Genomic DNA, 21,282 nt, shown 5'->3' on the forward strand with positions numbered 1-21,282 from the left:
CTCTTCGCTACGCGGGAAGCGGCGGGTCCATCGCCTCGGCGACACTGGGGAAGACCGGGACCGCGCTGTCCAGGCCCAGTACGGAGATCAGCCGCTCCATGAAGACCGAGGGCGCGGCGAGCCGCAGCCGGGGACCGAGCGCCGTCTGCCCCTGGAGCAGCACGTTCACCGTCGTGGAATCGGCGAAACTCACGTCCGACAGATCCACGACGACCGGCCCGGCACCCTCGCGCGACGCGTTCTCCAGCGCGGTGCCGAGCGGCGCCACGTTGTCGATGTCGAGGTCACCGGTTACCGCGAGCACCAACGCCCCACGTTCGTGCCGTGGGACGATCTGCATGGCTCGGCCGGCGCTGGGCGGTGGAAGCACGTTCACCTCGTGTTGCACTGGGCGGCGGGGAACGCCGCGATCGGACGGGCGGTTCGCATTCTGCTCCGTCCCTGCTCGCGGCGGGAATGTTCAACGATAAATCTGTACCGAACGATCAGCGTGAGCGCCCGTCCGAGCGGCGCCTTCGGAACGCGGAAGCAGGGGCGGACACGCCCTAGGCGCTGTCCGCGACATCGTCGCGAAGCCGGGGGGTGGTGCTCCGCTCACCGGTGAGCCGCCGCGATGCCGCCGAGCGGAAGGCGCCCAGCCCCACGGCCAGCGCCGCCACGTCGGAGGGCCGCATCCGCTCCAGCACGGCGGTCAGCTCCCGGGTGCGGATCGCCCGGTACTCCTCCAGCAGTTCCCGGCCCTGAAGCGTCAGCCGGAGCTCGACCTCCCGGCGGCTCGTCGGGCTCGGATCGCGCTGGACCAGGCCCATGGCCTCCATCCGGTCGCACAGCCGGCTCACCGACGGAGCCCGCGAACCGAGCGCCTCCCCGAGCGAGCGCAGATTGCTCCCCTCCTGCTGCTCGATGACGAGCAGCGCGCGAAGCTGGGAGGGGGAGACGACTCCCCGGGCGGCGGCCTCCTGGCCGCGTCCCCACAGCACTTCCAGCAGTTCGGACGCGGCACAGACGTCCTCGGACACCTGTTCAGGGCGGTGAGGGAGTCCGGTGCGGTGGGGCATTCTTCCACTCTGTCACCCGTAGCGTGCTCCTGTCAGCCTGGCTCCGTTCCCGCCGAGCCCGGGACGCCGCCCGCCCGGCGCTCCGGGCCGGCTCAGCTGCTCAGCGTGAACTCGGCCCGGATGCGCTTGCCGACCGGCACCCGCTCGGCCGTGACGCGGTCGCAGAGGGCCACCACGATCTCCATGCCGTGGCCGCCCAGCCGGCTCGGGTCGGGGGCGTAGAAGACGGGCAGCGCGCTGCTGCTGTCGTACACCGTGATGCTGATCAGATCCGCCGTGCCCTCAAGCTCCAGCAGATACGGGCCGTGGCTGTAGCGCTCCGCGTTGGTGACCAGCTCGCTCACGGCGAGCATCAGGTCGTTACGGGTGTGCGTGCCGAGCACGGCCATCCACTCGGACACCAGCCGGCCGAGAAAGCGGTCCGCCAGTGCCCGCGCCTGGGAAATGCACCCCGGCTCGCCGTCGAACACCTCGGCGCTGAGCAATGCCTCCGTGGGCGGACAACTCCGGGGGGAGTCGTCCGGCGGGGAGATCGCCTGTTCGTTCATGTGCTCCAGCCAGGGCGCAGCGGGGAGGTCGCAGACCTCTTTCCTGTGATCGTGTACCCGCGTCGGGAGATCCCACTCCCATGCGTCGTCAGCGAATATTACGCCCGGCCGGGAAGCCGCACCACGGTGACGAAGAAGTCGTCGATCTGCCGGACGGCCGCGATGAACGCCTCACGGGTCATCAGCTCGTCGCCCGGGTCTCGGGCTCGGGGTCGGCGGGCAGCGAGAAGTGGACCCGCGCCCCCTGACGGGAATCGGGATCGAGCCGGATCCGGCCCCCGTGGAACTCGATGATCTTGCGGCACAGGGCGAGGCCGATGCCCGTCCCCTCGTAATCGTCACGTGCGTGCAGGCGCTGGAAGATGACGAAGACCTTCTCCGCGAACTCCGGCGCGATGCCGATCCCGTTGTCGGCCACCGTGAAGTGCCAGTCGTCGCCCTCCCGCTCGCAGCCGACCGTGATCACGCACGGCTCGTCGGCGCGGCGGAACTTCACGGCGTTCCCGATCAGGTTCTGCCAGATCATCGCCAGCGTCGTCGGGTCGCCGGTGACCGAGGGGAGCGGGCTCTCCCGGACGACCGTGGTCCCCGACTCCTCGATCACCAGTGCCAGATTGGCCAGCGCCCGGTCCAGGGACCGGTCGAGCTCCACGGGCGTCCAGCTGTCGTGGACCCGGCCGACCCGGGAGAACGTCAGCAGATCGTTGATGAGCACCTGCATGCGCTTGGCGCCGTCGACCGCGAAGTCGATGTACTGCTTGCCGCGGCCGTCCAGCTCGTCCCCGTACCGCTTGTCCAGCAGCCGGCAGAACGAGGCGACCTTCCGCAGCGGCTCCTGGAGGTCGTGCGAGGCGACGTACGCGAACTGCTCCAGCTCCGAATTGGACCTGCGCAGCTCCACGGTCTGCTGCGCCAGCACCTCCTCCCGCTCCCGCGCGGCGTCGAGCTCGGCCACCAGCCTGCCCCGCATGTCCTCGACCGCGGCGGCCACCGCCCGTACGTCGGCGGGCCCGCGCACCGCGATCCGCTGCCGGCGGAAGCTGCTGGAGCGGACCCGCCGGGACGCCTCGGCGAGCGCGTCCAGCGGCCGCCCCACGGTGCGCTGGAGCAGCACGCTGAGGGCGACCACACAGAGCGCGAACACGATCAGCAGGGCGGTGAGGACCCGGTCGCGGGTGCGGCGGGCGTCGTCCAGCTCGCCGCGCACCCGGTCCCGGGCGGCGTCGAGACGCGCCTGCTGGGTGCGGTACAGCCGCCGCAGCTTGTCGAAGGCGGCCTTGCTCTCGGCCGTCTTGGCGGACGAGCGCGTCCCGGGGCCGTCGCGCCGGACCGCGGCGATCAGCGGGTCGGCGTGCACCCGGCGCCACTCCGCGGCGGCGGCGGAGATCCGGTCCAGGTCGCGGCCGTACGGCTGCTCGCCATCCATCGCGGAGCGCACCCGGGCCAGCCGCTTCCGCTCCTCCTTCTTGCCCGTGGCGAACGGCTTCAGGAACGAGGCGTCACCGGTCAGCGCGTAGCCCCGTACCCCGGTTTCCTGGTTCAGCAGCGCGTTCTGGAGCTGGAAGGAGGCGGAGCGGGCCGGCTGGATGCGGTCCACCAGCTCGGTGCTCCGGTCCGAGATGCCGGCCAGGACCAGGCCGCCCGCGACCACACAGCCGCAGACGACGAGGGCGAAGGCGCCCAGGATCAGATGGACCCAGTTCTGCACGGACAGCCGCGCCCACCGGCCGGCCGGCCGTACGACGGGGTCCGGTATCTCACCGCTCATGCGGAGTGCCGCTCCAGCCGAGGTGCAGGACGGCCACATCGTCGGCGAGACCGCCGTGCGGGGCCGCCGCCTCCGAGGCGCCGGCGACCAGCGCGTCCACGAACGGACGGGCGGCCAGCGGTGCCAGGTCCCGGGCCATGCCCAGCAGCCCCTCCTCGCCCAGCCGGCCGGCCGGTCCGGTGCGCCCCTCGAAGAGGCCGTCGGTGAACAGGACGAGGGCGGCACCGGGCGCGAGCGCCACATCGGTGACCGACCACTGGCCGTGCCCCGGCAGCAGCCCGAGCGCCATCCCGCCCTCGGGCTCCACCCAGTCGACCTCCGTGCCGTGCCGGAGCAGCAGCCCGGGGTGGCCGGCCCGCATGACGCGGACATGGTCGCGGCCCGGCGGGAAGGCCAGTGAGGTGACGGTCGCGAAGACGTGGGGGTCGGAGCGCTCGGCCACCAGGATCGACTCCAGGAGCCCGAGCTGTTCCAGCGGGTCGGTGCCGCACAGGACGGCGGTGCGCCAGGCGACCCGCAGGCACACCCCGAGCGCCGCCTCCGCCGCGCCGTGCCCCGACACGTCCCCGATGACCGCCCACACCGTGCCGTCCGGGGTCTGGACCACGTCGTAGAAGTCACCGCTGAGCAGTCCGTGGGCCCGGCCCGGCTCGTAGCGGGCGACGGCCCGGAAGCTGTCGTCGTTCAGCAGCGGGACGGGCAGCAGGCCGCGTTCCAGGCGCGCGTTCTCCTGCGCCATCAGCTGGTTGGCGCGCAGCGCGGAGGCGGCCCGCTCGACCTGCTTGCGCTGGAGGGCGTACCGGATGGCGCGCGCGAGGGCCTGCGGATCGAGCAGCCCCTTCACCAGGTAGTCCTGTGCGCCCGTCGCCACGGCGGCGAGCCCCGCGCCGGACTCGGCCAGGCCGGTGAGCACCACGATCGCGGCGTCGGGGGACGTCTCCACGATCTGGGTGACGGCCCGCAGACCGTGCACGTCGGGCAGATGCAGATCGAGCAGTACGCAGACGGGGGCGTGGTGCGACCGCAGGAAGGCCAGCGCCTCGGACAGGGTCTTGCACCAGGTGAGCGTCGGGTCCAGCTCGCCGTCGGCGAGCATTTCCTCGACGAGCAGGGCGTCACCCGCGTCGTCCTCGACCAGCAGAATGGTGCCGCCGACGTCCCACACGGAGTCGCGGTCGTCCGCCTCGGATGCCGCCTGGACCGGGAAGGCCCCCGGGACGGGAGGTCGGGCCGGGGCGCCCAGGCGCATCTCAGCCACGTTTCACTCTCTCCTTGTACCGAGCGGGCCGCCCGCCGGTGGTGCGCAGCATATGTGAACGACGCCCGGCGATCCGCCGCCGGGCGTCGTTCACTTCGCCTTCGGCCACACCCGTTCGGTGTGTGACCGGTTCGAGAGGGTCAGACCTCCACGGACATCCCTGCCCGCAGCCGCTTGACGATACGGGCGAGCAGCCGGGACACGTGCATTTGCGAGACCCCGAGCTCCGCGCCGATCTGGGCCTGCGTCATCTCCTCGCCGAACCGCATCTGGACGATCCGGCGCTCGCGCCCGTTCAGCTGCTCCAGCAGGGGCGCCAGCGTGTGCAGGTTCTCGACGGTCTCCATGCCGGGGTCGGCCTCACCGATCACATCGGCCAGCGACCGCTGCTCGTTGCCGGACTCCGTCTCGGCGGTGGGGGTGTCGATCGAGCCCGCCGAATACCCGTTGGCCGCGACCAGGCCCTCGATGATCTCCTCCTCGGACAGACCGAGGTGGGCGGCCAGCTCGGCGACCGTCGGATCGCGGTCCAGCCGGGCCGACAGCGTCTCCTTCGCCTTCGCGAGATCGACCCGCAGCTCCTGGAGCCGGCGCGGCACGTGCACCGCCCAGGTGGTGTCCCGGAAGAAGCGCTTGATCTCGCCGACGATATAGGGGACGGCGAAGGTGGCGAACTCCACCTCGCGCGAGAGGTCGAAGCGGTCGATGGCCTTGATCAGACCGATGGTGCCGACCTGGATGATGTCCTCGGTGTCGTCACCGCCGCGGTTGCGGAACCGCGAGGCGGCGTACCGCACCAGGGAGAGATTCATCTCGATGAGGGTGTTGCGCGCGTACTGGTACTCGTGCGTGCCCTCCTCCAGCGTCCGGAGCTGGTCCAGGAACATCTTCGAGAGGGCCCGGGCGTCCTTGGGAGCGACCTTTCCGGTGTCCTCGATCCACGGCAGCTCCGCGGTCCCGGCGCCGAGAGACGCGCCGTCCTGTACCGGAAGCGTGCACGTGTCGCCGAGGATTCCGTCGGTCTGCTCCGTCGTGGTCACCATGGTGTGCGGCCCCTCCTGCTCGCCAAGTGCTTCGCACACCGCCTGCCCCGGATCCGCGATGCCATGCACGACCGGTACGGACTTTTCCGCGCTCCGTCCGCCCGGCCCCGCGCTCACCCGATCGGAGCAGCCCGCGGACCATGGCAAACTTGACCGAGCCCCACGCCCCCGGTGAGGCCGGCGGCACGAGCACAGAGGAACGGCGATGACGGTGACAGAGGACGGCCCCGAGATCGTGGCCGGGACCGAGACATTCGGCCCCGGTATCGACCCCGAGCGGCTGGCCGTCTGCCTGAGCGTGCTGGACGAGCTCGACACCATCGAGGTCGACCACCCGGACGCCATCGCGGTGCGCCGGGCCACCGCCGGGATCTACCGGACTGTGAAGCAGCGCCGGCGCCAGGAGCGCCGGGCAGCCAAGACCGCGCACGACAAGGCGGTGACCGAGGCCACCGCCACCGGCTCGGCCGAGCGCATCGACGACGAGACCCAGGGCGTCCTGCCGTCCTCGTCCGCCATGACCGAGATCGCCGGCATCCTCCAGCGGCCCCGGTCCTGCTATGTGTGCAAGACGCGGTACGTCGAGGTCGACGCGTTCTACCACCAGCTCTGCCAGGACTGCGCCCGGGAGAACCGCGCCCGCCGCGACGCGCGCACCGACCTGACGGGTCGCCGGGCGCTGCTCACCGGCGGCCGCGCCAAGATCGGCATGTACATCGCGCTGCGGCTGCTCCGCGACGGGGCGCACACCACGATCACCACGCGCTTCCCCAACGACGCGATCCGCCGCTTCAAGGCGATGGAGGACAGCGACGAGTGGATCCACCGCCTGAAGATCGTCGGCATCGACCTGCGCGACCCGGCCCAGGTCGTCGCGCTCGCCGACTCGGTGGCGGCCGAGGGCCCGCTCGACATCCTGATCAACAACGCGGCGCAGACGGTCCGCCGCTCCCCGCAGGCGTACGGCGAGCTGCTGTCCGCCGAGTCCGCCCCGCTGCCCGCCGGTGAGCTGCCCGCCGCCGAGGTCATCGGCACCTTCGGCAGCGGCAGCGTCGACCGGGTCGCCTCGCTGCCCGCCGCGCGCAGCGAGGCGCTGAGCGCCCAGGAGGTCACGGACCTGGCCCTGGTCAGCGGTTCGGCGTCGCCGGCCCGGATCGCCGCCGGCACCGCGATCGACGCGGGCGGTCTCGTCCCGGACCTGCACGACACCAACAGCTGGATCCAGACAGTCGACGAGGTCGAGCCGATCGAGCTGCTGGAAGTCCAGCTCTGCAACTCGACCGCGCCGTTCATCCTGATCAGCCGGCTCCGCCCGGCCATGGCGGCCACCGCCGCCAAGCACGCGTACGTGGTCAACGTCTCCGCGATGGAGGGCGTCTTCGGGCGCGGCTACAAGGGCGCGGGCCACCCGCACACCAACATGGCCAAGGCCGCGCTGAACATGCTGACCCGCACCAGCGCCCAGGAGATGTTCGAGAGGGACGGCATCCTGATGACCGCCGTCGACACCGGCTGGATCACCGACGAGCGCCCGCACCCGGACAAGATGCGGCTGGCCGAGGAGGGCTTCCACGCCCCGCTCGACCTGGTCGACGGCGCGGCCAGGGTCTACGACCCCATCGTGCGCGGCGAGGCCGGCGAGGCGCTGTACGGCTGCTTCCTGAAGGATTACGCCCCCGCCAACTGGTAGGGGAGCGGGGCGGTCGCCCCGGAATGCGAGGACCCGGCGGGAATGATTTCCTGGCCGGGTCTTTTCCGTACGCGGTGGCTGAAAGTGACCTATGGCACACGTTCCATCGAGCGCGGACGCGCTCATTTGGTTACTCTGATGTGAACGGGCGTCATCGAGGAGTCCACAAACCTTCCTCGACCGTCCTGGGACAGGCTTCTCAACCAAGTCGCCGTCCCGCCCCGTACCGGCGCCACCGCGACCGAACTGTTCCTGCCCCTGCCCCGCACGGGCGGCTGATTCCCGGCAATGAGACCCGGAGCGTCGGCGACGCCCGGGGCTACGCGACACGAAGGAGTGCGCGGTGACGACACCGGAATTGACGAAGCAAGAGGAGCGCCCGGCCGAACGGCACGCAAAGCCGGGCCGCGGCGGCGACAAGCTCCGGAACATCGAGGTCTGGGCCAGGTCCGCACCGATCCGCCTGGCCGGCTACGAGGACGACCTCGCCGAGCCGCACATCCTGCCCGGCATCGACTGACCCCTCGGACACGCCTGTGGCCCGCCCCCACCGGGGCGGGCCACAGCGCGTTCCGCCGCCGCTCAGAACACCGCGCGCGCCACGGCGGCCCCGGCGAAGGAGAGCCCCAGCCCGGTGCCGACGGTGAGCAGCAGATAGGCCGCCGCCAGGCCGAGCCGGCGGGCCGAGTTGAGAGTGAGCAGTTCGTACGAGAACGTCGACCAAGTCGACAGTGCCCCGCAGAAACCGGTGGCCAGCAGCAGATTCAGCCGGGTGCCCAGATCGCCGTCGGTCGCCGCCTCCGCGAAGAAGCCGAGGAGCAGCGCCGCACCCGCGTTGGCCGCGAGGGTGCCCCAGGGGAAGACGCTGTGCAGGCGGAACTTCGCGTCCACGCCGAGCAGATAGCGTACCGGCGCCCCCACCAGACCCCCGGCCAGCACAAGCAGCCAGTCGGTCATGACGCCCCGCCCCGGGCCCCGTAGGACCGGCCGAAGGCGAAGTGTGCCGCGAACGCCCCCGCCGTCACGGCGGCCAGCGCCGCCGCCACGGTCAGCACCAGACAGCCGGTCGCGTAACCGGGCTGATGGTTCTCGAACAGCTGCCGCACATTGTCCGTGTAGTGCGAGAACGACGTGAAGCCGCCCAGCACCCCGGTGCCGAGCAGCGGACTGATCAGCCGGGGAGCCCCGGGGAAGCGCAGCTTCAGGGTGACCATCAGGACCCCCATCAGGAAACAGCCCACCGTGTTGACCAGCAGGATCGTCCAGGGGAAGGCGAAGGTCCCGGTCGGCCACAGGCGTTCGGCCGCGTACCGGGCGCAGGCCCCCGCGCCCCCGCCGACCGCGACGGCCACCACGACCGGGAGCTGCACCCCCGGATGGTGATCGGGGTGGCTGTGCTGGTGCAACCGCATCTTCTGGGCCATTCCGCGGACGCTACGGACGACGGCCGGGCACCGAGGGCCGGGGCGGCGGCGTGCCTCCCGGGGTGTACCCGAGTGGGCTACCGGGATCACTCCCAGCGCGAAGAAGCCACCTCTGTGTGACTTCATGGCATATGACGGGCGTCCTCGTGCATCCGTCGCGCCCCGCCCCCATGTGCCGACGATGTTGGAGCCCGCCTTGTCCCTCGCCGAGCCGGATCTCGTCCGGCGGCTGGAGAGCCGCCAGCCGTCCGCGTACCTCCTGGCGTCACTGCGCGGTGTCGGGCAGGTCGACTTCCAGGCCAGTCTGTACACCGGTGCCGCGATCCTCGCCGGGCTCTGGGTGGCGGGCTGGCAGACCGGACTGTTCGCGACGATCGGGACGCTGGTCGCCACGGCCGCCGCCTACGCGCTGGCCGTCGACCGGGGGAGCATTGCGCTCGGCATGCAGGGGTTCGCGGGCTGCCTGACCGGCATCGCCCTCGTCTCCTCGCTGGGCCACCACCCGGCCACCTATGTGCTGACCGTCGTGGGCGCCGTCCTCTGCGTCATCCTCATGGCGACCCTGGCCACCTTCCTCGCGCCGTACGACCTCGCACCCATGACCGCGCCCTTCTGCCTGGTCTCCGGCGTGATGGTGGTCGGCGCCCCCTCCTTCGACCGGGTCTGGCACGGCGCCCCGGCGGCCGTCGCCAGCACGACCAGCGGCGACACCGGGATCACCTGGAACGACCTCTGGCACGCCTTCTTCAACAACGTCTCGCAGATCTTCCTGGTCGAGAGCTGGTACGTCGGCCTGATCATGCTCGTCGGACTGGCCTTCGCCGGCCTGCGCGTCGTGCTCTACGCCGCCGCCGGCAGCATCGCCGGAATCGTCGCCGGCTGGCTGCTCGGCGCGCCGACCGACCTGATCGCCAACGGCATCTACGGCTACAACGCGGTGCTCGTCGCCATCGGCCTCGGAGCCGTCTTCATGGCCGACACGGCCTGGACCGCGGCCTACGCGATCTTCGGCGCGATGGTCAGCACCGGCCTCACCGCCACCCTGACCTCCTTCTTCAAACCGTTCGGCGGCCACACCTTCACCTGGCCGTTCATCCTCACCACCTGGACGCTGCTGGCGGCCGTCCCCCTGCTGCCGCGCCTGCGCCGCAGCTGACCCACCGCACATCCCGAGGAAGGTATCCCCGATGAACCTCGCCCCCCGCGAGATCGACAAACTGCTCGTGTACGTCGTGGCCGACCTGGCCCGCAAGCGCCGGGACCGCGGCCTCAAGCTCAACTACAGCGAGTCGGTCGCGCTGATCACCGAGGCGATCCTCGAAGCGGCCCGCGACGGCAAGAGCGTCGCGGACTGCATGGAGCTGGGCCGCCACATCGTCGGCGAGGACGCCGCCATGGACGGCGTACGGGAGATGCTCGGCCTCCTCCAGGTCGAGGCGTCCTTCGTGGACGGCACCAAGCTGGTCTCCGTACACGACCCCATCGGCGGCTGACCATGGCCGGGAACACGGCCGTCATCGCGGTCTGCGGCCACGAAGCCGCGTACGGCCGGGCGCTCGAAGGACGCCCCGGCCCGGACGTGGACACCGTCCCCAACGGGCGCGCCCTCTTCCGCGCCGTCGCCGCCCGTCTGCGGCGGGGCGAGCGCGTCGTCGTCGTCCCGATGACCCTCGGCCGTGAACCCGGGCTCGTCGCGGACACCGCCCGCACCCTGCGCGCCGTTCCCGAAGCCGGCCGGGGAGCAGTGCTGCTCGCCGAGCCGTTCGGCACCGCCCAGCACCTCGTCGGCTGGCTGCGCGCCGCCGCCGGCCGGGTGCCCGCCGACGCCGCGCTCCTGGTCGCCGCACCCGCCGGCGACCCCTTCGAGGACGCCGAACTCCACCGCGTCGCCGCGCTCGTACGCCGCTACGGGCGCCACGACCTGGTCGAGGTCGCCCTCGACGGCGGCGACCCCGGCCCGGCCGAAGGCGTCCGGCGCTGCGCGCTGCTCGGCGCGGAGCGCGTGGCGCTGCTGCCCGCCTCGTTCGCGGCCGTGGACCCGGGAGGCGAGGGGCCCGTACCGGTGACGGACGCGGGACCCCTGGTGCCGGACCCGGCGCTGCGCCGGGTGCTGGACGAGCGGGTGGCCGACGCGCACCGGCGCTGGGACGAGCACGGCGACGACGGCATCACGACCGGCCTGACGGCCGCCGACCACCACGGCCACGCGCACACCCACCCGCCGGGCGAGGGCCACGGCCACGATCACGGCCCTGCGCACGGACACCCGCACGAGCACGGCCCCGGGACCGGGCACCGGCATCACCACCACCCGTCCGCCGCTGGGGCGGACCTTGGCATCAGGAGCATCGCATGACGTTCCGTCAGCAGTACCTGTACGGGGACGACCCCATCGAACTCAACGCGGGCCGCCGCACGGTCAAGGTCACCGTGAGCAACACCGGCGACCGGGCCGTGCAGGTCGGCTCGCACTACCACTTCTTCGAGGTGAACTCGGCGCTCTCCTTCGACCGCGAGGCGACCCTGGGCACGCACCTCAACATCGCCGCCGGCACCTCCGTACGGTTCGAGCCCGGCGGCACGCGCGAGGTCGAGCTCTGCGCGTACGCCGGAACCGGCCGGCTCACCGGCTTCAGCGGGCTGCTCAACGGCAGCCTCGCCTCCCACCCCGCACGCGTCGAAGCCGTCCGCAAGGCCATCGAACGCGGCTTCCAGGGTGCGCAGAACGCCCCCGCGGCCAAGAGCGCCACCAAGAGCGCGGGCAAGGACGGCTCCAAGGGCTCCAAGGCCGCCAAGGACAAGAAGAAGGGTTCGCGCTGATGCCCATCCTGCCCCGCAAGCAGTACACCGACATGTTCGGCCCGACGGTCGGTGACCGCTTCCACCTCGCCGACACCAACCTCGTCGTCGAGGTCGAGAAGGACTACAGCGAGGGCCTGTACGGCGACGAGGTCGTCTACGGCGGCGGCAAGACCATGCGCGACGGCATGGCCTCCGACCCGCAGGCCACCGCCGCCCAGGGCGCGCTCGACACCGTCATCACCAACGTGGTCGTCATCGACCCGATGGTGGGCGTCGTCAAGTGCGACATCGGCATCAAGGACGGCTTCATCGTCGGCATCGGCAAGTCCGGCAACCCGCAGACCCAGAACAACGTCGACCCGGACCTGGTCATCGGCCCCGGCACCGAGGCCATCGCGGGCGAGCACCTGATCGCCACCGCGGGCGCCATCGACAGCCATGTCCACCTGATCGCCCCGCAGCAGGCCGAACAGGCGCTGACCAACGGCATCACCACCCTCATCGGCGGCGGCACCGGACCCACGGACGGCTCCAACGGCACCACCTGCACCCCGGGCCCGTACAACATCGGCCTGCTCCTCCAGGCGGCCGAGACGCTGCCGGTCAACCTCGGCATCATGGGCAAGGGCAACGGCAGCCTGCCGGGCGCCCTGGAGGAGCAGGTCACCGCCGGTGCCTGCGCGCTCAAGGTGCACGAGGACTGGGGCTCCACCCCGGCCGTGATCGACAACGCGCTGAACGTCGCGGACGAGCACGACGTCCAAGTCGCCATCCACACCGACAGCCTGAACGAGGGCGGGTTCTTCGAGGACACCCGCTCCGCCATCGACGGCCGCGCCATCCACACCTTCCACAGCGAGGGCGCGGGCGGCGGCCACGCCCCCGACATCCTGCGCGTCACCGGCGAGCCCAACGTCCTGCCGTCCTCCACCAACCCGACGTTGCCGTACACCAAGAACTCGGTGGACGAACTCCTCGACATGGTGATGGTCTGCCACCACCTCAGCCGTGAGATCCCCGAGGACGTGTCCTTCGCGGACAGCCGGGTCCGGGCCGAGACGATCGCCGCCGAAACGGTGCTGCACGACCTCGGTGTGATCAGCATGTTCTCCTCCGACTCGCAGGCGATGGGCCGCATCGGCGAATCCGTCACCCGGGCCTTCCAGACCGCGCACCACTGCAAGGACAAGCTGGGCGTGCTGGAGGGCGACTCCGAGCGCAACGACAACCAGCGGGTGCTGCGCTACCTGGCCAAGATCACTATCAACCCGGCCATCGCCACGGGCATCTCCGACTACGTGGGCTCGATCGAGAAGGGCAAGCTCGCCGACATCGTGCTCTGGCCCATCCACTCCTTCGCCGCCAAGCCGAAGATGGTCATCAAGGGCGGTCTGGTCTCCTGGGCCCAGATGGGCGACCCCAACGCCTCGCTGCCCACCCCGCAGCCGGTCACCTACCGGCCGATGTTCGGCCAGTACGGCAAGGCGCTCCAGGCCACCCACGCCACCTTCATGTCGCAGGCGGGCATCGCCGCCGGTGTGCCGGAACGGCTCGGCCTGGACCGCAAGGTCCTGCCCGTGCGCCGTACCCGCACCATCGGCAAGCACAACATGGTCCGCAACGACGTGCTGCCGGACGTGCGGGTCGACCCGGAGACGTTCAGGGTCACGCTCAACGGCAAGGTCGCCACCATCGACCCGGCCGAGACGCTGCCCCTGAACCACCTCTACTTCCTGGTCTAGGGCCGATGTACCGCAAGGAGGGCGACATCGCGGGCGACCCTGGGCCGGCGGGGACCACGGCGGCCACCGGCCTCGGACCGCTGCTGGTCAGCCTCCAGCTGACCGACTCGGCGTTCCCCAGTGGCTTCTACACCCTGTCGCACAGCCTGGAGGGCTTCGCCCAGGCGGGCGCCGTGGACGCGGAGAGCCTGCCGGCGCTGCTGGCGGACCTGCTGCTGCACGGCGTCGGTCCCGCCGACGCCACCGCGCTCGCCCTCGCCCACCGGGCGACCGCGGCGGGCGACCCGGAGGCCGTGGTCCGGATCGACGAGCACCTGTTCGCCACGAAGCTGGGCCGGGAGATGCGCCTGGCCGCCACCCGGACCGGGCGCCAGCTCCTGGACCTGGGCCACGAGGTGTTCGGCCGCCCGGAGATCGGCGACTACCACGACCGGGTCGTGCGCCGCGAGGCCCCCGGTACCCAGGCGGTGGCGGCCGGGGTCGTCTACGCGGCGACCGGAGTCCCGGTCCGCCAGGCGGTCGCCGCCGACCTGTTCGCGTTCTGCGTCAGCTTCGCGGGCGCCGCCCTGCGGCTGAGGCTGACCGATCACCGTACGGCGCAGACCCTGCTCCGAGGCGCCGCGCCCGTCATCGAGACCACCGTCGACGCGGCGCTGCGCAGGGAGCTGGACGACGTCGGCGCCACCGTCTTCGCCTCGGACGTCATGTCGGGCCGTCATGAACGCGCCGAGGCCCGCCTCTTCGCCAGCTGAGCCCCCCCACCACGACACCCCTAGGAGCACCATGGACGACAACGTACTGCGGGTCGGCATCGGCGGACCCGTCGGCTCCGGCAAGACCGCGCTCATCGAGGCGCTGGTCCCGGTCCTGATCGCACGCGGTCACCGCCCCGCCGTCATCACCAACGACATCTACACCCAGGAGGACGCCCAGCACGTCCGCCGCACCCTGGCCGGTGTCCTCGAACCCGAGCGCGTCGTCGGCGTCGAGACGGGCGCCTGCCCGCACACCGCCGTGCGCGACGACCCGACGATGAACCTCGCGGCCGGCGCCGAGATGCTGGAGCGCTTCCCGGACACCGACACGCTTCTGTACGAGTCCGGCGGCGACAACCTCACCCTGACGTTCAGCCCGGCCCTGGTCGACCTCTTCCTCTTCGTGCTCGACACGGCGGAGGGCGAGAAGATGCCCCGTAAGCGCGGCCCCGGCATCACCGACTCCGACCTCCTGGTCATCAACAAGATCGACATCGCGCAGTACGTGCGTACGGACATCAACGTCATGGAGTCCGACGCCCACCGGGTGCGCGGCGACCGCCCCGTCGTCCTCACCGACTGCCTGACCGGGGTCGGCGTGGACGAGATCGCCGGCTACCTCGAATCACGCCGCAAGGTGCTGATCTGATATGCCGCTCGCCCCGCGACGGCCGAAGGACCGGCTCACCGAGGACTACTACACGCCCGTCCGCGTCCCCCCGGACGTGGCGGCCCTGGCCTCCGTCCCGGACACCCTGGCGCCCGGCTCCCCGGCCAAGGTCGGCATCCTCGACCTCGCCTTCGCCGTGCGGGGCGGGCGCACCGAACTCGTCGGGCGCTACCAGAAGACCCCGCTTCAGATCATGCGCCCGCTGTGGATCGACCCCGCGCAGCCCGGCATGAGTTACGTGTATCTGATGGCGACCGGCGGCGGCATCGCCCAGGCCGACCGCTACCGGATGGACTTCCACTGCGGCCCCGGTACGCAGGTCCATCTGACGACCCAGGCCGCGACCAAGGTCTTCCGGATGGAGCACGACTACGCGAGCCAGCGCGTCCACCTCACCGCCGAGGCCGGCAGCTACGTCGAATACCTCCCAGACCCGCTCATTCCGTTCCGCGACGCGCGGTTCTACCAGCGGACCGAGGTCACCGTCGCGCCCGGCGCCACCGTGCTCGTCGGTGACACCCTCACCGCGGGCCGGCTCGCCCGGGGCGAGCGCCACGCGTACCGGACGCTCGCCACCGACCTCCGCGTCAGCCGGCCCGACGGCACCCTTCTCGCCATCGACACCCTGCGCCTGGCGCCGGGGCGGCAGGGGAACGGGCGGCCGGGGGCCGGAGTCCTCGGGCCCGGGGTGTTCGCCGGGCACGACCATGTCGCCTCGCTGTTCGTGGTGACCGACCGCGTTCCCGCCGCCGGGCTCGCCGACACCCTGCACAAGGCGCTGGCCGGGCTCGGCGTCCTGTACGGGGTGAGCGTGCTGCCCCGGGACTGCGGGGCGTGGGTGCGGCTCCTGGACGACAGCCCGGTCCGGGTCGCCGAGGCGCAACGGGCCGCCTGGCACGCCGTACGCCGGCTGCTGACCGGCCACCCGCCACCCGACCTGCGCAAGCCGTAGCGCTTCCCGTACCGCCCGCTCCCTACACGAGGTACCGCCGATGATTACCGCTCCCGCGCCCATGCCGGCCGCGTACGACTCCGGGGACACCGCCTGGCTGCTCGCCGCCACCGCCATGGTCCTGCTGATGACGCCCGGTCTCGCGTTCTTCTACGGCGGCATGGTGCGCACCCGGCACGTGCTGATGATGATCAAGATGAGCTTCGCCGCGCTGGCCTTCGGCACCCTCGTCTGGTGGATCATCGGCTACACCCTGGCGTTCGGGCCGGACGTCGGCGGTGCCGGGCTCATCGGGAACCTCGACCACGTCTTCATGAAGGGCATCCAGCTCAACACGCTGACCGGGGCCATCCCCACGTACATCTACAGCACCTTCCAGATGGGCTTCGCCGTCATCACCGTGGCGCTGATCAGCGGCTCCATCGCCGACCGCGCCACGATGCGGGGCTGGCTCGTCTTCGTCGTGCTGTGGCTGCTGATCGTCTACATCCCCCTCGCGCACTGGGTGTTCGACAAGGACGGCTGGATCGTGAAGCACCTCGGCGCCCTCGACTTCGCGGGCGGGCTGCCGGTGGAGCTCAACTCCGGGGTCGCCGGGCTCGCCGTCGCGCTCGTGCTGCGCGCGTCCCGCGACTTCGCGCGCCGCGAGGAGCGCCCGAACAACATCCCGCTCGTGGTCGTCGGTGTCGGGCTGCTGTGGTTCGGCTGGTTCGGCTTCAACTCCGGCTCCGCGCTCACCGACCAGGGCACGGCCGCGGCCGCCTTCATCAACACTCAGCTCGGTGCGGCGGGCGCCATGGTGACCTGGCCGCTGGTCGAGAAGTGGCGTACGGGCCGGGTGACCACCATGGGCGTGGTCTCCTCCGCCGTCGCGGGCATGGTCGCCATCACCCCGGCGTGCGGTGAGATCAACACCCTGGGCGCGGTGATCACGGGGCTGGTCGTCGGCGCGGTGAGCGCGTACGCGATCACCCTCAAATTCCGCTTCAACGTGGACGACACGCTCGACGTGGTCGGGGTGCACGGGGTCGGCGGGTTCATCGGCCTGGTCATGGTCGGCCTCTTCGCCACGGCCCGCATCAGCGGCAAGGAGGGCCTGTTCTACGGGGGCGGCTGGGGCCTGCTCGGCAAGCAGCTGGTGGCGATCGTGTCCGTGATCGCGTTCTCGTTCATCCTCACCTGGCTCATCGCCAAGGCCGTCGACCTGACCGTCGGTTTCCGGGCCGGGGAGAAGTACGCGAAGGTGCCCGGCGAGGAGGTCGAGCGCGCGTACGACTTCCAGACCGCCGAGCGGCTCGGCGCGCTGGTATCCGGGCGCCGGGTGGCGAGCGACGACGAGCTGGTCCAGCAGATCAGCCGGTTGCTGAGGGCCCGCGAGAGCGAGAAGTAGCCGCTCACGCCCTGGTCGGGCGCAGGAAGTCGCGGACGGGGGTGCGGTGCCACCAGCAGCCGGTGGCCCGCAGCTCGCGCCAGGTGGTGAACCGGTAGCGGAAGACCCGGGCCCGCACCTGGGCCGGCGGGGCGTCCGGGAACGGGTTGTGCCGCAGCAGCCGCAGCGTGTCCCGGTCGTTCTCCAACAGCCGCTCCACGAACGGCCCGAACCAGGACCTGGCGTACGCGGGGGAGAGCGCCGCGAACCACATCATCCAGTCGAGCCGCAGATGGTACGGGGCGAACTGGCGCGGCAGCCGGCGCGGATCGCCCGGCTTGCCCTTGAAGCCGTACTCCTTCCACACCGTGCCCGGACGCACCACCGCGTCGTCCGTGCCCTCCACCACCACCTCCAGGCGGACCCGGCTGATGCTGCCGAACGCGCCGTACGTGTTGACCAGGTGCAGCGGGTCGAAGGACCGGTTCATCACCTGGCGGCGGGAGACCAGATTGCGGGCCGGCCGGTAGCTGAGGACCAGGACCAGCGCGGTGACCGCGACGACCACCACCTCGTACCAGCCGGGGGCGCCCCGCTGGGCGGGCGGCTCGGCCACCGGCGACCAGTCGACGGCCGGCAGCGCGAGCGTGATGGTCAGCCAGTTGAGCCAGGCGAAGTTCCCCGAGAGCACCAGCCACAACTGTGTGACGATCATCAGCCCGGCCGCCGCGCCCGCCACCGGCCGCGGGGTGAACAGCAGCACCGGAACGAGCAGCTGCGTCACATGGTTGGCCGCCACCTCGACCCGGTGCACGGGCCGGGGGAGCCGGTGGAAGAACCAGCTCAGCGGGCCCGGCATCGGCTGCGTCTCGTGGTGGAAGTCCAGACACGTCAGCTTCCGCCAGCAGGCGTCCCCGCGCCACTTGATGAGCCCGGCGCCGAACTCCACCCGGAACAGCAGCCAGCGCAGCAGCCAGAGCACCAGCACCGGTGGCGCCGTGCCCGCGTTCCCCAGGAAGACGGCGAGGAAACCCGTCTCAAGGAGCAGCGATTCCCAGCCGAAGCCGTACCAGACCCCGCCGACCTGCACGATCGACAGATACAGCAGCCACGGCACCGCCCACAGCGCCATCGCGGCTCCCAACGGCACCCGGTTGTCCGCCCCGGCGAGCAGCGCGACGGAGACGGCGCACCCGGTCCAGGCGACCACGGCGAAGAAGCGGTCGGAGTAATGCAGCCGGAAGAGCCCCGGGGCGGTGCGCCAGGACGTACGCCGCAGCTCCCCGGCCGCGGGCAGCATGCCGTGCTCCCCGATCAGCGCCCGGAACTGAAGCGCCGCGGTGAGGAAGGCGGTCAGATAGACGACGGCGAGGGCCTTCTGGAAGACCAGCCGGCCGAGCCAGTACCCGTCAGCGGTGAACCACTCCATCACCACCAGTATCGGCCGTGCGCCCGCCGCCCGCCGGATCTTCCCGGCCCCTGTCCGTTTGCGGCGGACCGGGAAGTGCGGCAGACATAGGGGAGCGACCGGGAGACCGGTGACCAGGCAGGAGAACCGCCCGTGCCCTCACGCATACGATCGCGCCGCACCGTCCCCGCCCTGCTCTGCGCCGGTCTCCTCCTCAGCGCGGGCTGCGCGGGGGGCACCCCCGCCCGCGGCCCCGCCACGCGAACGGCCGGCAACGCCGACCTCGTCCTCCAGCCCGCGTCCGACCCCGGGACCGCCCCCTTCACCGCCTCCACGGCAGCTGGTCCGGCGCTGCCCCCGGGCGCCGCACGGACCGGGGCGCCCCGCTCCGCTTCGGCGCCCGGGCCGGCGCTCAGGCGCACCGGATCGACGCCCGGGCTGTACGCGGGCACCCGTGCCGTCCCCTCCTGCGACGTGGAGGCCGAGATCCGGATGCTTGCCGTGGACCCGGCGCGGGAAGAGGCGTTCGCGCGCACCGTGTCCGTCGCACCCGAGGAGGTCGCCGGTTTCCTGCGCGGCCTGACGCCCGTCGTGCTGCGCGCCGACACCCTGGTCACCGGGCACGGCTTCCGGGACGGGGCCGTCACCACCTATCAGGCCGTGTTGCAGGCGGGCACCGCGGTCATGGTCGACGCTCGGGGGCTGCCCCGGGTCCGCTGCGTCTGCGGCAACCCGCTGGACCCGCCGGCCGGCCCGGGGGACGCGGCGGCCGGGACGGGGAAGCGGTGGGAGGGGTTCGACCCGGCGCGGACCGTCGTGGTCGAGCCCGCCGCGCGGCCCGTGACGGAGCTGCTGATCGCCGACCTGGCCCACCACCGCTGGATCGCCCGGCCGGCCGGTGACGCGGGCACCGGCGACCGTGTTCCCGAAAAGCCGCCGCCCTACGCGCCCGACACCGACATCACCGGCCCGCTCCCCGGCGTAACGCCACCCGGCACGAAGCGGCCGGAGTCCCCCACGGAGTCCGCGCCGCCGGAGAAGTCGTCGGAGCCCACCCCGTCCCGGTCCACGGAGGACTGCCCGACGCCCGACGTACCCGCACCGGAGACGCCCACACCGCCCGGTGAGCCGGCGGCGGCCCGCGGCGTACCCGCCCGGGCGCCGGGGGAAACGTCCTGCCCGATGCCGACCGGAGAGCCCACGGACGAGCCCTCCGGGGTGCCGCCGGTGCCGGATGAGACGCCCCGGTCCGAAGAGCCGACGTCCATCCGGCTGCCCCGGGGCGCTGGCGACGGGCCGGCCGTGCGGTGGTGAGGGGCGGCGGGCCGCACTTCTCGGTGGGCCTCGGCGGCCCTCACTCCTCGGTCGGCAGCCAGTTGCCGTGGAGGCCGAGGGGGACGCGGACCGGGATGCGGATCCGGGCCACCGGGCCCGATGCCGGGTCATCGGACGGGATGACGAGCAGCCAGCTGGTCGCATCGGTGCGGTCGGTGGCGTACGTCATCCAGTAGCCGCCCTCGCCCGGCCCGGTGCCGGGGACGGGCGCGAAGACCGGCTCCCCCACCGACAGGTCCCCGGCATGCCACGCCACATGCGGGCCACCGGGGTCGTTGCCGTCGTACCAGCGCAGGGTGTCGTACTCGCCCGGCAGCAGATCCGGGCCGCCGGAGTCCGAGGCCACGGCCAGCTGGTGGTGGCGCCTGCCGATCAGCCGGTCGTCGGTGCGGGGGAGCTCCATCCGGACGTCGTCCAGCACGGTCCGGCGCATCGTGCCCGCCACGGGATCGATGACCGCGCGCACCAGGCCCGCCCGGTTGGGCCCGGCCCCCTCGGCGGGCGCGCCGAGCGACAGCCGGGTCCACTGCACGTAATCCAGCACCACATCGCCGCCGCCGGGCTCGGTGTCGAACGCGTTCACCGTGTGCCACAGCCAGAAGGCGTCGTCCGAGGCCCAGCGCACCGGGCCGCCGTCGCGTGGGATCAGGGCGAGGCGGGTGCCGCGTCCGGGGCGCCAGTCGAGCACGGAGCCGCCGTGCATGGCCGCCGCGATGTCGAAGAACACCGGGGCCAGCACGATCACCAGGAAGCGCGGGGTGATCGCCATGTCGTGGATCATCATCGGCTCGTCGGCCCCGTCCACGGGCGTGGGCCCCCGGAGCACATCGCCCCGCGGGCCGATCGCGGACCAGGTGAGGTAGGGCGGCTCCAGGCCGTAGCAGAAGACCAGCATCTCGCCCGTGACCGGGTCGGTCTTCGGATGCGCGGTGATGCCCGCCGGCAGCGCCCCGCCGAACGTCTCCTTGCCCACGGTCGCCAGCTCGGGCGTCATGAGGAACGGGCAGGCGGACTCCGCGAGCGCCAGCAGCCGGCCCGCGTGCCGCACCACGTTGATGTCGGGCATGTCGCGGAAGGTGCCGGCCAGCTCAGGACCGACGTCCGGCTCCCGCGGCAGGATCATCGACTCGATGCCGCCCCACAGCGCCCGCCCGGCCCGCTCCTCGGCGACCACGGCGGGTGTCCGGACGAACCGGTTGCGATAGCGGGCCCGGCCGCCGGAGATCCACACACCGTGCAGCATGCCGTCGCCGTCGATCGGGTAGAGGTACGAACCGATCGGCGTGAAGCGCGGGTTGGGGCCGTTGCGCAGGAACACCCCGTCCAGCTCCCCGGGCAGTGCGCCCGTCACGTCCAGATCCGCCGCGTCGACCTCTTCGGTCACGGGGGCGAAGCGCCCCGACAGATGGACGACCCGGCTCGGGTCGAAGGCGTGTGCGGCATGTGCGGCCATGGCGGCC

At 72.0% G+C, this 21,282-nt stretch carries 22 protein-coding genes and 1 pseudogene; 12 read left to right on the plus strand and 11 right to left on the minus strand.

The window, feature by feature from the left end:
- Positions 1–7 precede the first annotated feature (7 nt).
- The 7 genes and pseudogenes from OG338_RS27940 to OG338_RS27970 form a co-directional block, all read right to left on the minus strand.
- Positions 8–340: an STAS domain-containing protein gene (locus OG338_RS27940; protein WP_405939996.1), complete on the minus strand. Its 333-nt coding sequence runs from the start codon at positions 338–340 to the stop codon at positions 8–10.
- A 205-nt stretch (positions 341–545) separates the two neighbouring features.
- Entirely contained in the window at positions 546–1,058 is a 513-nt protein-coding gene (locus tag OG338_RS27945) for a MarR family winged helix-turn-helix transcriptional regulator (RefSeq protein WP_405939997.1), read from the minus strand.
- Positions 1,059–1,150: 92 nt separating this feature from the next.
- A complete protein-coding gene (locus OG338_RS27950; protein WP_405939998.1) occupies positions 1,151–1,606 on the minus strand; it encodes an ATP-binding protein in 456 nt (151 codons plus the stop codon).
- 98 nt (positions 1,607–1,704) lie between these two features.
- A pseudogene (locus OG338_RS27955) lies at positions 1,705–1,779 on the minus strand (response regulator); the annotation flags it as partial.
- 8 nt (positions 1,780–1,787) lie between these two features.
- Positions 1,788–3,374, minus strand: coding sequence for a CHASE3 domain-containing protein (locus OG338_RS27960; RefSeq protein ID WP_405939999.1), 1,587 nt, complete (start codon positions 3,372–3,374; stop codon positions 1,788–1,790).
- A complete protein-coding gene (locus OG338_RS27965; RefSeq protein WP_405940548.1) occupies positions 3,364–4,623 on the minus strand; it encodes a PP2C family protein-serine/threonine phosphatase in 1,260 nt (419 codons plus the stop codon). The genes OG338_RS27960 and OG338_RS27965 overlap by 11 nt, the downstream gene beginning before the upstream one ends.
- Positions 4,624–4,772: 149 nt before the next feature.
- A complete protein-coding gene (locus tag OG338_RS27970; protein WP_405940000.1) occupies positions 4,773–5,675 on the minus strand; it encodes an RNA polymerase sigma factor SigF in 903 nt (300 codons plus the stop codon).
- A 205-nt stretch (positions 5,676–5,880) separates the two neighbouring features.
- Here OG338_RS27970 and OG338_RS27975 point away from each other — a divergent pair, with 205 nt between their 5' ends.
- Complete coding sequence (locus tag OG338_RS27975) at positions 5,881–7,365, plus strand: SDR family NAD(P)-dependent oxidoreductase (RefSeq protein ID WP_405940001.1); 1,485 nt, start codon at positions 5,881–5,883, stop codon at positions 7,363–7,365.
- Positions 7,366–7,708: 343 nt separating this feature from the next.
- Positions 7,709–7,885: a hypothetical protein gene (locus OG338_RS27980; protein WP_405940002.1), complete on the plus strand. Its 177-nt coding sequence runs from the start codon at positions 7,709–7,711 to the stop codon at positions 7,883–7,885.
- Positions 7,886–7,947: 62 nt separating this feature from the next.
- Here OG338_RS27980 and OG338_RS27985 read toward each other — a convergent pair whose 3' ends face one another.
- Together OG338_RS27985 and OG338_RS27990 are read right to left on the minus strand one after the other, a co-directional pair.
- Entirely contained in the window at positions 7,948–8,322 is a 375-nt protein-coding gene (locus tag OG338_RS27985; RefSeq protein WP_405940003.1) for a fluoride efflux transporter FluC, read from the minus strand.
- Entirely contained in the window at positions 8,319–8,789 is a 471-nt protein-coding gene (locus tag OG338_RS27990) for a fluoride efflux transporter FluC (protein ID WP_405940004.1), read from the minus strand. The genes OG338_RS27985 and OG338_RS27990 overlap by 4 nt, the downstream gene beginning before the upstream one ends.
- Positions 8,790–8,985: 196 nt before the next feature.
- Between OG338_RS27990 and OG338_RS27995 the strand changes: the two genes are divergently transcribed.
- The 9 genes from OG338_RS27995 to OG338_RS28035 are packed head-to-tail and all read left to right on the plus strand — an operon-like array spanning position 8,986 to position 17,100.
- Positions 8,986–9,945 carry an urea transporter gene (locus tag OG338_RS27995; protein ID WP_405940549.1) on the plus strand — a complete coding sequence of 320 codons (960 nt, stop codon included), beginning with the start codon at positions 8,986–8,988 and terminating at the stop codon, positions 9,943–9,945.
- 31 nt (positions 9,946–9,976) lie between these two features.
- Complete coding sequence (locus OG338_RS28000; RefSeq protein WP_405940005.1) at positions 9,977–10,282, plus strand: urease subunit gamma; 306 nt, start codon at positions 9,977–9,979, stop codon at positions 10,280–10,282.
- 2 nt (positions 10,283–10,284) lie between these two features.
- Entirely contained in the window at positions 10,285–11,145 is an 861-nt protein-coding gene (locus OG338_RS28005; protein WP_405940006.1) for a cobalamin biosynthesis protein CbiX, read from the plus strand.
- Positions 11,142–11,609, plus strand: coding sequence for an urease subunit beta (locus OG338_RS28010; RefSeq protein ID WP_405940007.1), 468 nt, complete (start codon positions 11,142–11,144; stop codon positions 11,607–11,609). Before OG338_RS28005 ends, OG338_RS28010 begins: the two co-directional genes overlap by 4 nt.
- Positions 11,609–13,333: an urease subunit alpha gene (gene ureC / locus OG338_RS28015; protein WP_405940008.1), complete on the plus strand. Its 1,725-nt coding sequence runs from the start codon at positions 11,609–11,611 to the stop codon at positions 13,331–13,333. The genes OG338_RS28010 and ureC overlap by 1 nt, the downstream gene beginning before the upstream one ends.
- A gap of 5 nt (positions 13,334–13,338) precedes the next feature.
- The gene (locus OG338_RS28020; protein ID WP_405940009.1) at positions 13,339–14,085 is read left to right on the plus strand and encodes an urease accessory protein UreF; all 747 of its coding nucleotides are present in this window, start codon (positions 13,339–13,341) and stop codon (positions 14,083–14,085) included.
- Positions 14,086–14,116: 31 nt separating this feature from the next.
- Positions 14,117–14,737, plus strand: a complete 621-nt coding sequence (gene ureG, locus OG338_RS28025) for an urease accessory protein UreG (protein WP_018099943.1) — start codon at positions 14,117–14,119, stop codon at positions 14,735–14,737.
- Position 14,738: 1 nt separating this feature from the next.
- Entirely contained in the window at positions 14,739–15,710 is a 972-nt protein-coding gene (locus OG338_RS28030) for an urease accessory protein UreD (RefSeq protein WP_405940010.1), read from the plus strand.
- Positions 15,711–15,750: 40 nt separating this feature from the next.
- Positions 15,751–17,100, plus strand: a complete 1,350-nt coding sequence (locus OG338_RS28035) for an ammonium transporter (protein ID WP_405940011.1) — start codon at positions 15,751–15,753, stop codon at positions 17,098–17,100.
- Between the two features lie 4 nt (positions 17,101–17,104).
- On the opposite strand, the gene OG338_RS28040 is transcribed toward OG338_RS28035, so the two are convergent.
- A complete protein-coding gene (locus OG338_RS28040) occupies positions 17,105–18,508 on the minus strand; it encodes a lipase maturation factor family protein (protein ID WP_405940012.1) in 1,404 nt (467 codons plus the stop codon).
- A 132-nt stretch (positions 18,509–18,640) separates the two neighbouring features.
- Between OG338_RS28040 and OG338_RS28045 the strand changes: the two genes are divergently transcribed.
- Positions 18,641–19,801: a DUF6777 domain-containing protein gene (locus tag OG338_RS28045; protein WP_405940013.1), complete on the plus strand. Its 1,161-nt coding sequence runs from the start codon at positions 18,641–18,643 to the stop codon at positions 19,799–19,801.
- Positions 19,802–19,841: 40 nt separating this feature from the next.
- Here OG338_RS28045 and OG338_RS28050 read toward each other — a convergent pair whose 3' ends face one another.
- Positions 19,842–21,275 (minus strand): carotenoid oxygenase family protein, encoded by a 1,434-nt coding sequence (locus tag OG338_RS28050; protein ID WP_405940014.1) that lies wholly within the window; start codon positions 21,273–21,275, stop codon positions 19,842–19,844.
- Positions 21,276–21,282 lie beyond the last annotated feature (7 nt).

The organism is Streptomyces sp. NBC_00726 (assembly GCF_045161735.1).
Taxonomy (GTDB): Bacteria; Actinomycetota; Actinomycetes; order Streptomycetales; family Streptomycetaceae; genus Streptomyces.

What these genes read in the sequence shown, in the direction of transcription:
- OG338_RS27940 (WP_405939996.1), bottom strand. Translation starts at nt 340, where the DNA reads ATGCAGATCGTCCCACGGCACGAACGTGGGGCGTTGGTGCTCGCGGTA.
- OG338_RS27945 (WP_405939997.1), bottom strand. Translation starts at nt 1,058, where the DNA reads ATGCCCCACCGCACCGGACTCCCTCACCGCCCTGAACAGGTGTCCGAG.
- OG338_RS27950 (WP_405939998.1), bottom strand. Translation starts at nt 1,606, where the DNA reads ATGAACGAACAGGCGATCTCCCCGCCGGACGACTCCCCCCGGAGTTGT.
- OG338_RS27960 (WP_405939999.1), bottom strand. Translation starts at nt 3,374, where the DNA reads ATGAGCGGTGAGATACCGGACCCCGTCGTACGGCCGGCCGGCCGGTGG.
- OG338_RS27965 (WP_405940548.1), bottom strand. Translation starts at nt 4,623, where the DNA reads ATGCGCCTGGGCGCCCCGGCCCGACCTCCCGTCCCGGGGGCCTTCCCG.
- OG338_RS27970 (WP_405940000.1), bottom strand. Translation starts at nt 5,675, where the DNA reads ATGGTGACCACGACGGAGCAGACCGACGGAATCCTCGGCGACACGTGC.
- OG338_RS27975 (WP_405940001.1), top strand. Translation starts at nt 5,881, where the DNA reads ATGACGGTGACAGAGGACGGCCCCGAGATCGTGGCCGGGACCGAGACA.
- OG338_RS27985 (WP_405940003.1), bottom strand. Translation starts at nt 8,322, where the DNA reads ATGACCGACTGGCTGCTTGTGCTGGCCGGGGGTCTGGTGGGGGCGCCG.
- OG338_RS27990 (WP_405940004.1), bottom strand. Translation starts at nt 8,789, where the DNA reads ATGGCCCAGAAGATGCGGTTGCACCAGCACAGCCACCCCGATCACCAT.
- OG338_RS28000 (WP_405940005.1), top strand. Translation starts at nt 9,977, where the DNA reads ATGAACCTCGCCCCCCGCGAGATCGACAAACTGCTCGTGTACGTCGTG.
- OG338_RS28005 (WP_405940006.1), top strand. Translation starts at nt 10,285, where the DNA reads ATGGCCGGGAACACGGCCGTCATCGCGGTCTGCGGCCACGAAGCCGCG.
- OG338_RS28010 (WP_405940007.1), top strand. Translation starts at nt 11,142, where the DNA reads ATGACGTTCCGTCAGCAGTACCTGTACGGGGACGACCCCATCGAACTC.
- ureC (WP_405940008.1), top strand. Translation starts at nt 11,609, where the DNA reads ATGCCCATCCTGCCCCGCAAGCAGTACACCGACATGTTCGGCCCGACG.
- OG338_RS28020 (WP_405940009.1), top strand. Translation starts at nt 13,339, where the DNA reads ATGTACCGCAAGGAGGGCGACATCGCGGGCGACCCTGGGCCGGCGGGG.
- ureG (WP_018099943.1), top strand. Translation starts at nt 14,117, where the DNA reads ATGGACGACAACGTACTGCGGGTCGGCATCGGCGGACCCGTCGGCTCC.
- OG338_RS28030 (WP_405940010.1), top strand. Translation starts at nt 14,739, where the DNA reads ATGCCGCTCGCCCCGCGACGGCCGAAGGACCGGCTCACCGAGGACTAC.
- OG338_RS28035 (WP_405940011.1), top strand. Translation starts at nt 15,751, where the DNA reads ATGATTACCGCTCCCGCGCCCATGCCGGCCGCGTACGACTCCGGGGAC.
- OG338_RS28040 (WP_405940012.1), bottom strand. Translation starts at nt 18,508, where the DNA reads ATGGAGTGGTTCACCGCTGACGGGTACTGGCTCGGCCGGCTGGTCTTC.
- OG338_RS28050 (WP_405940014.1), bottom strand. Translation starts at nt 21,275, where the DNA reads ATGGCCGCACATGCCGCACACGCCTTCGACCCGAGCCGGGTCGTCCAT.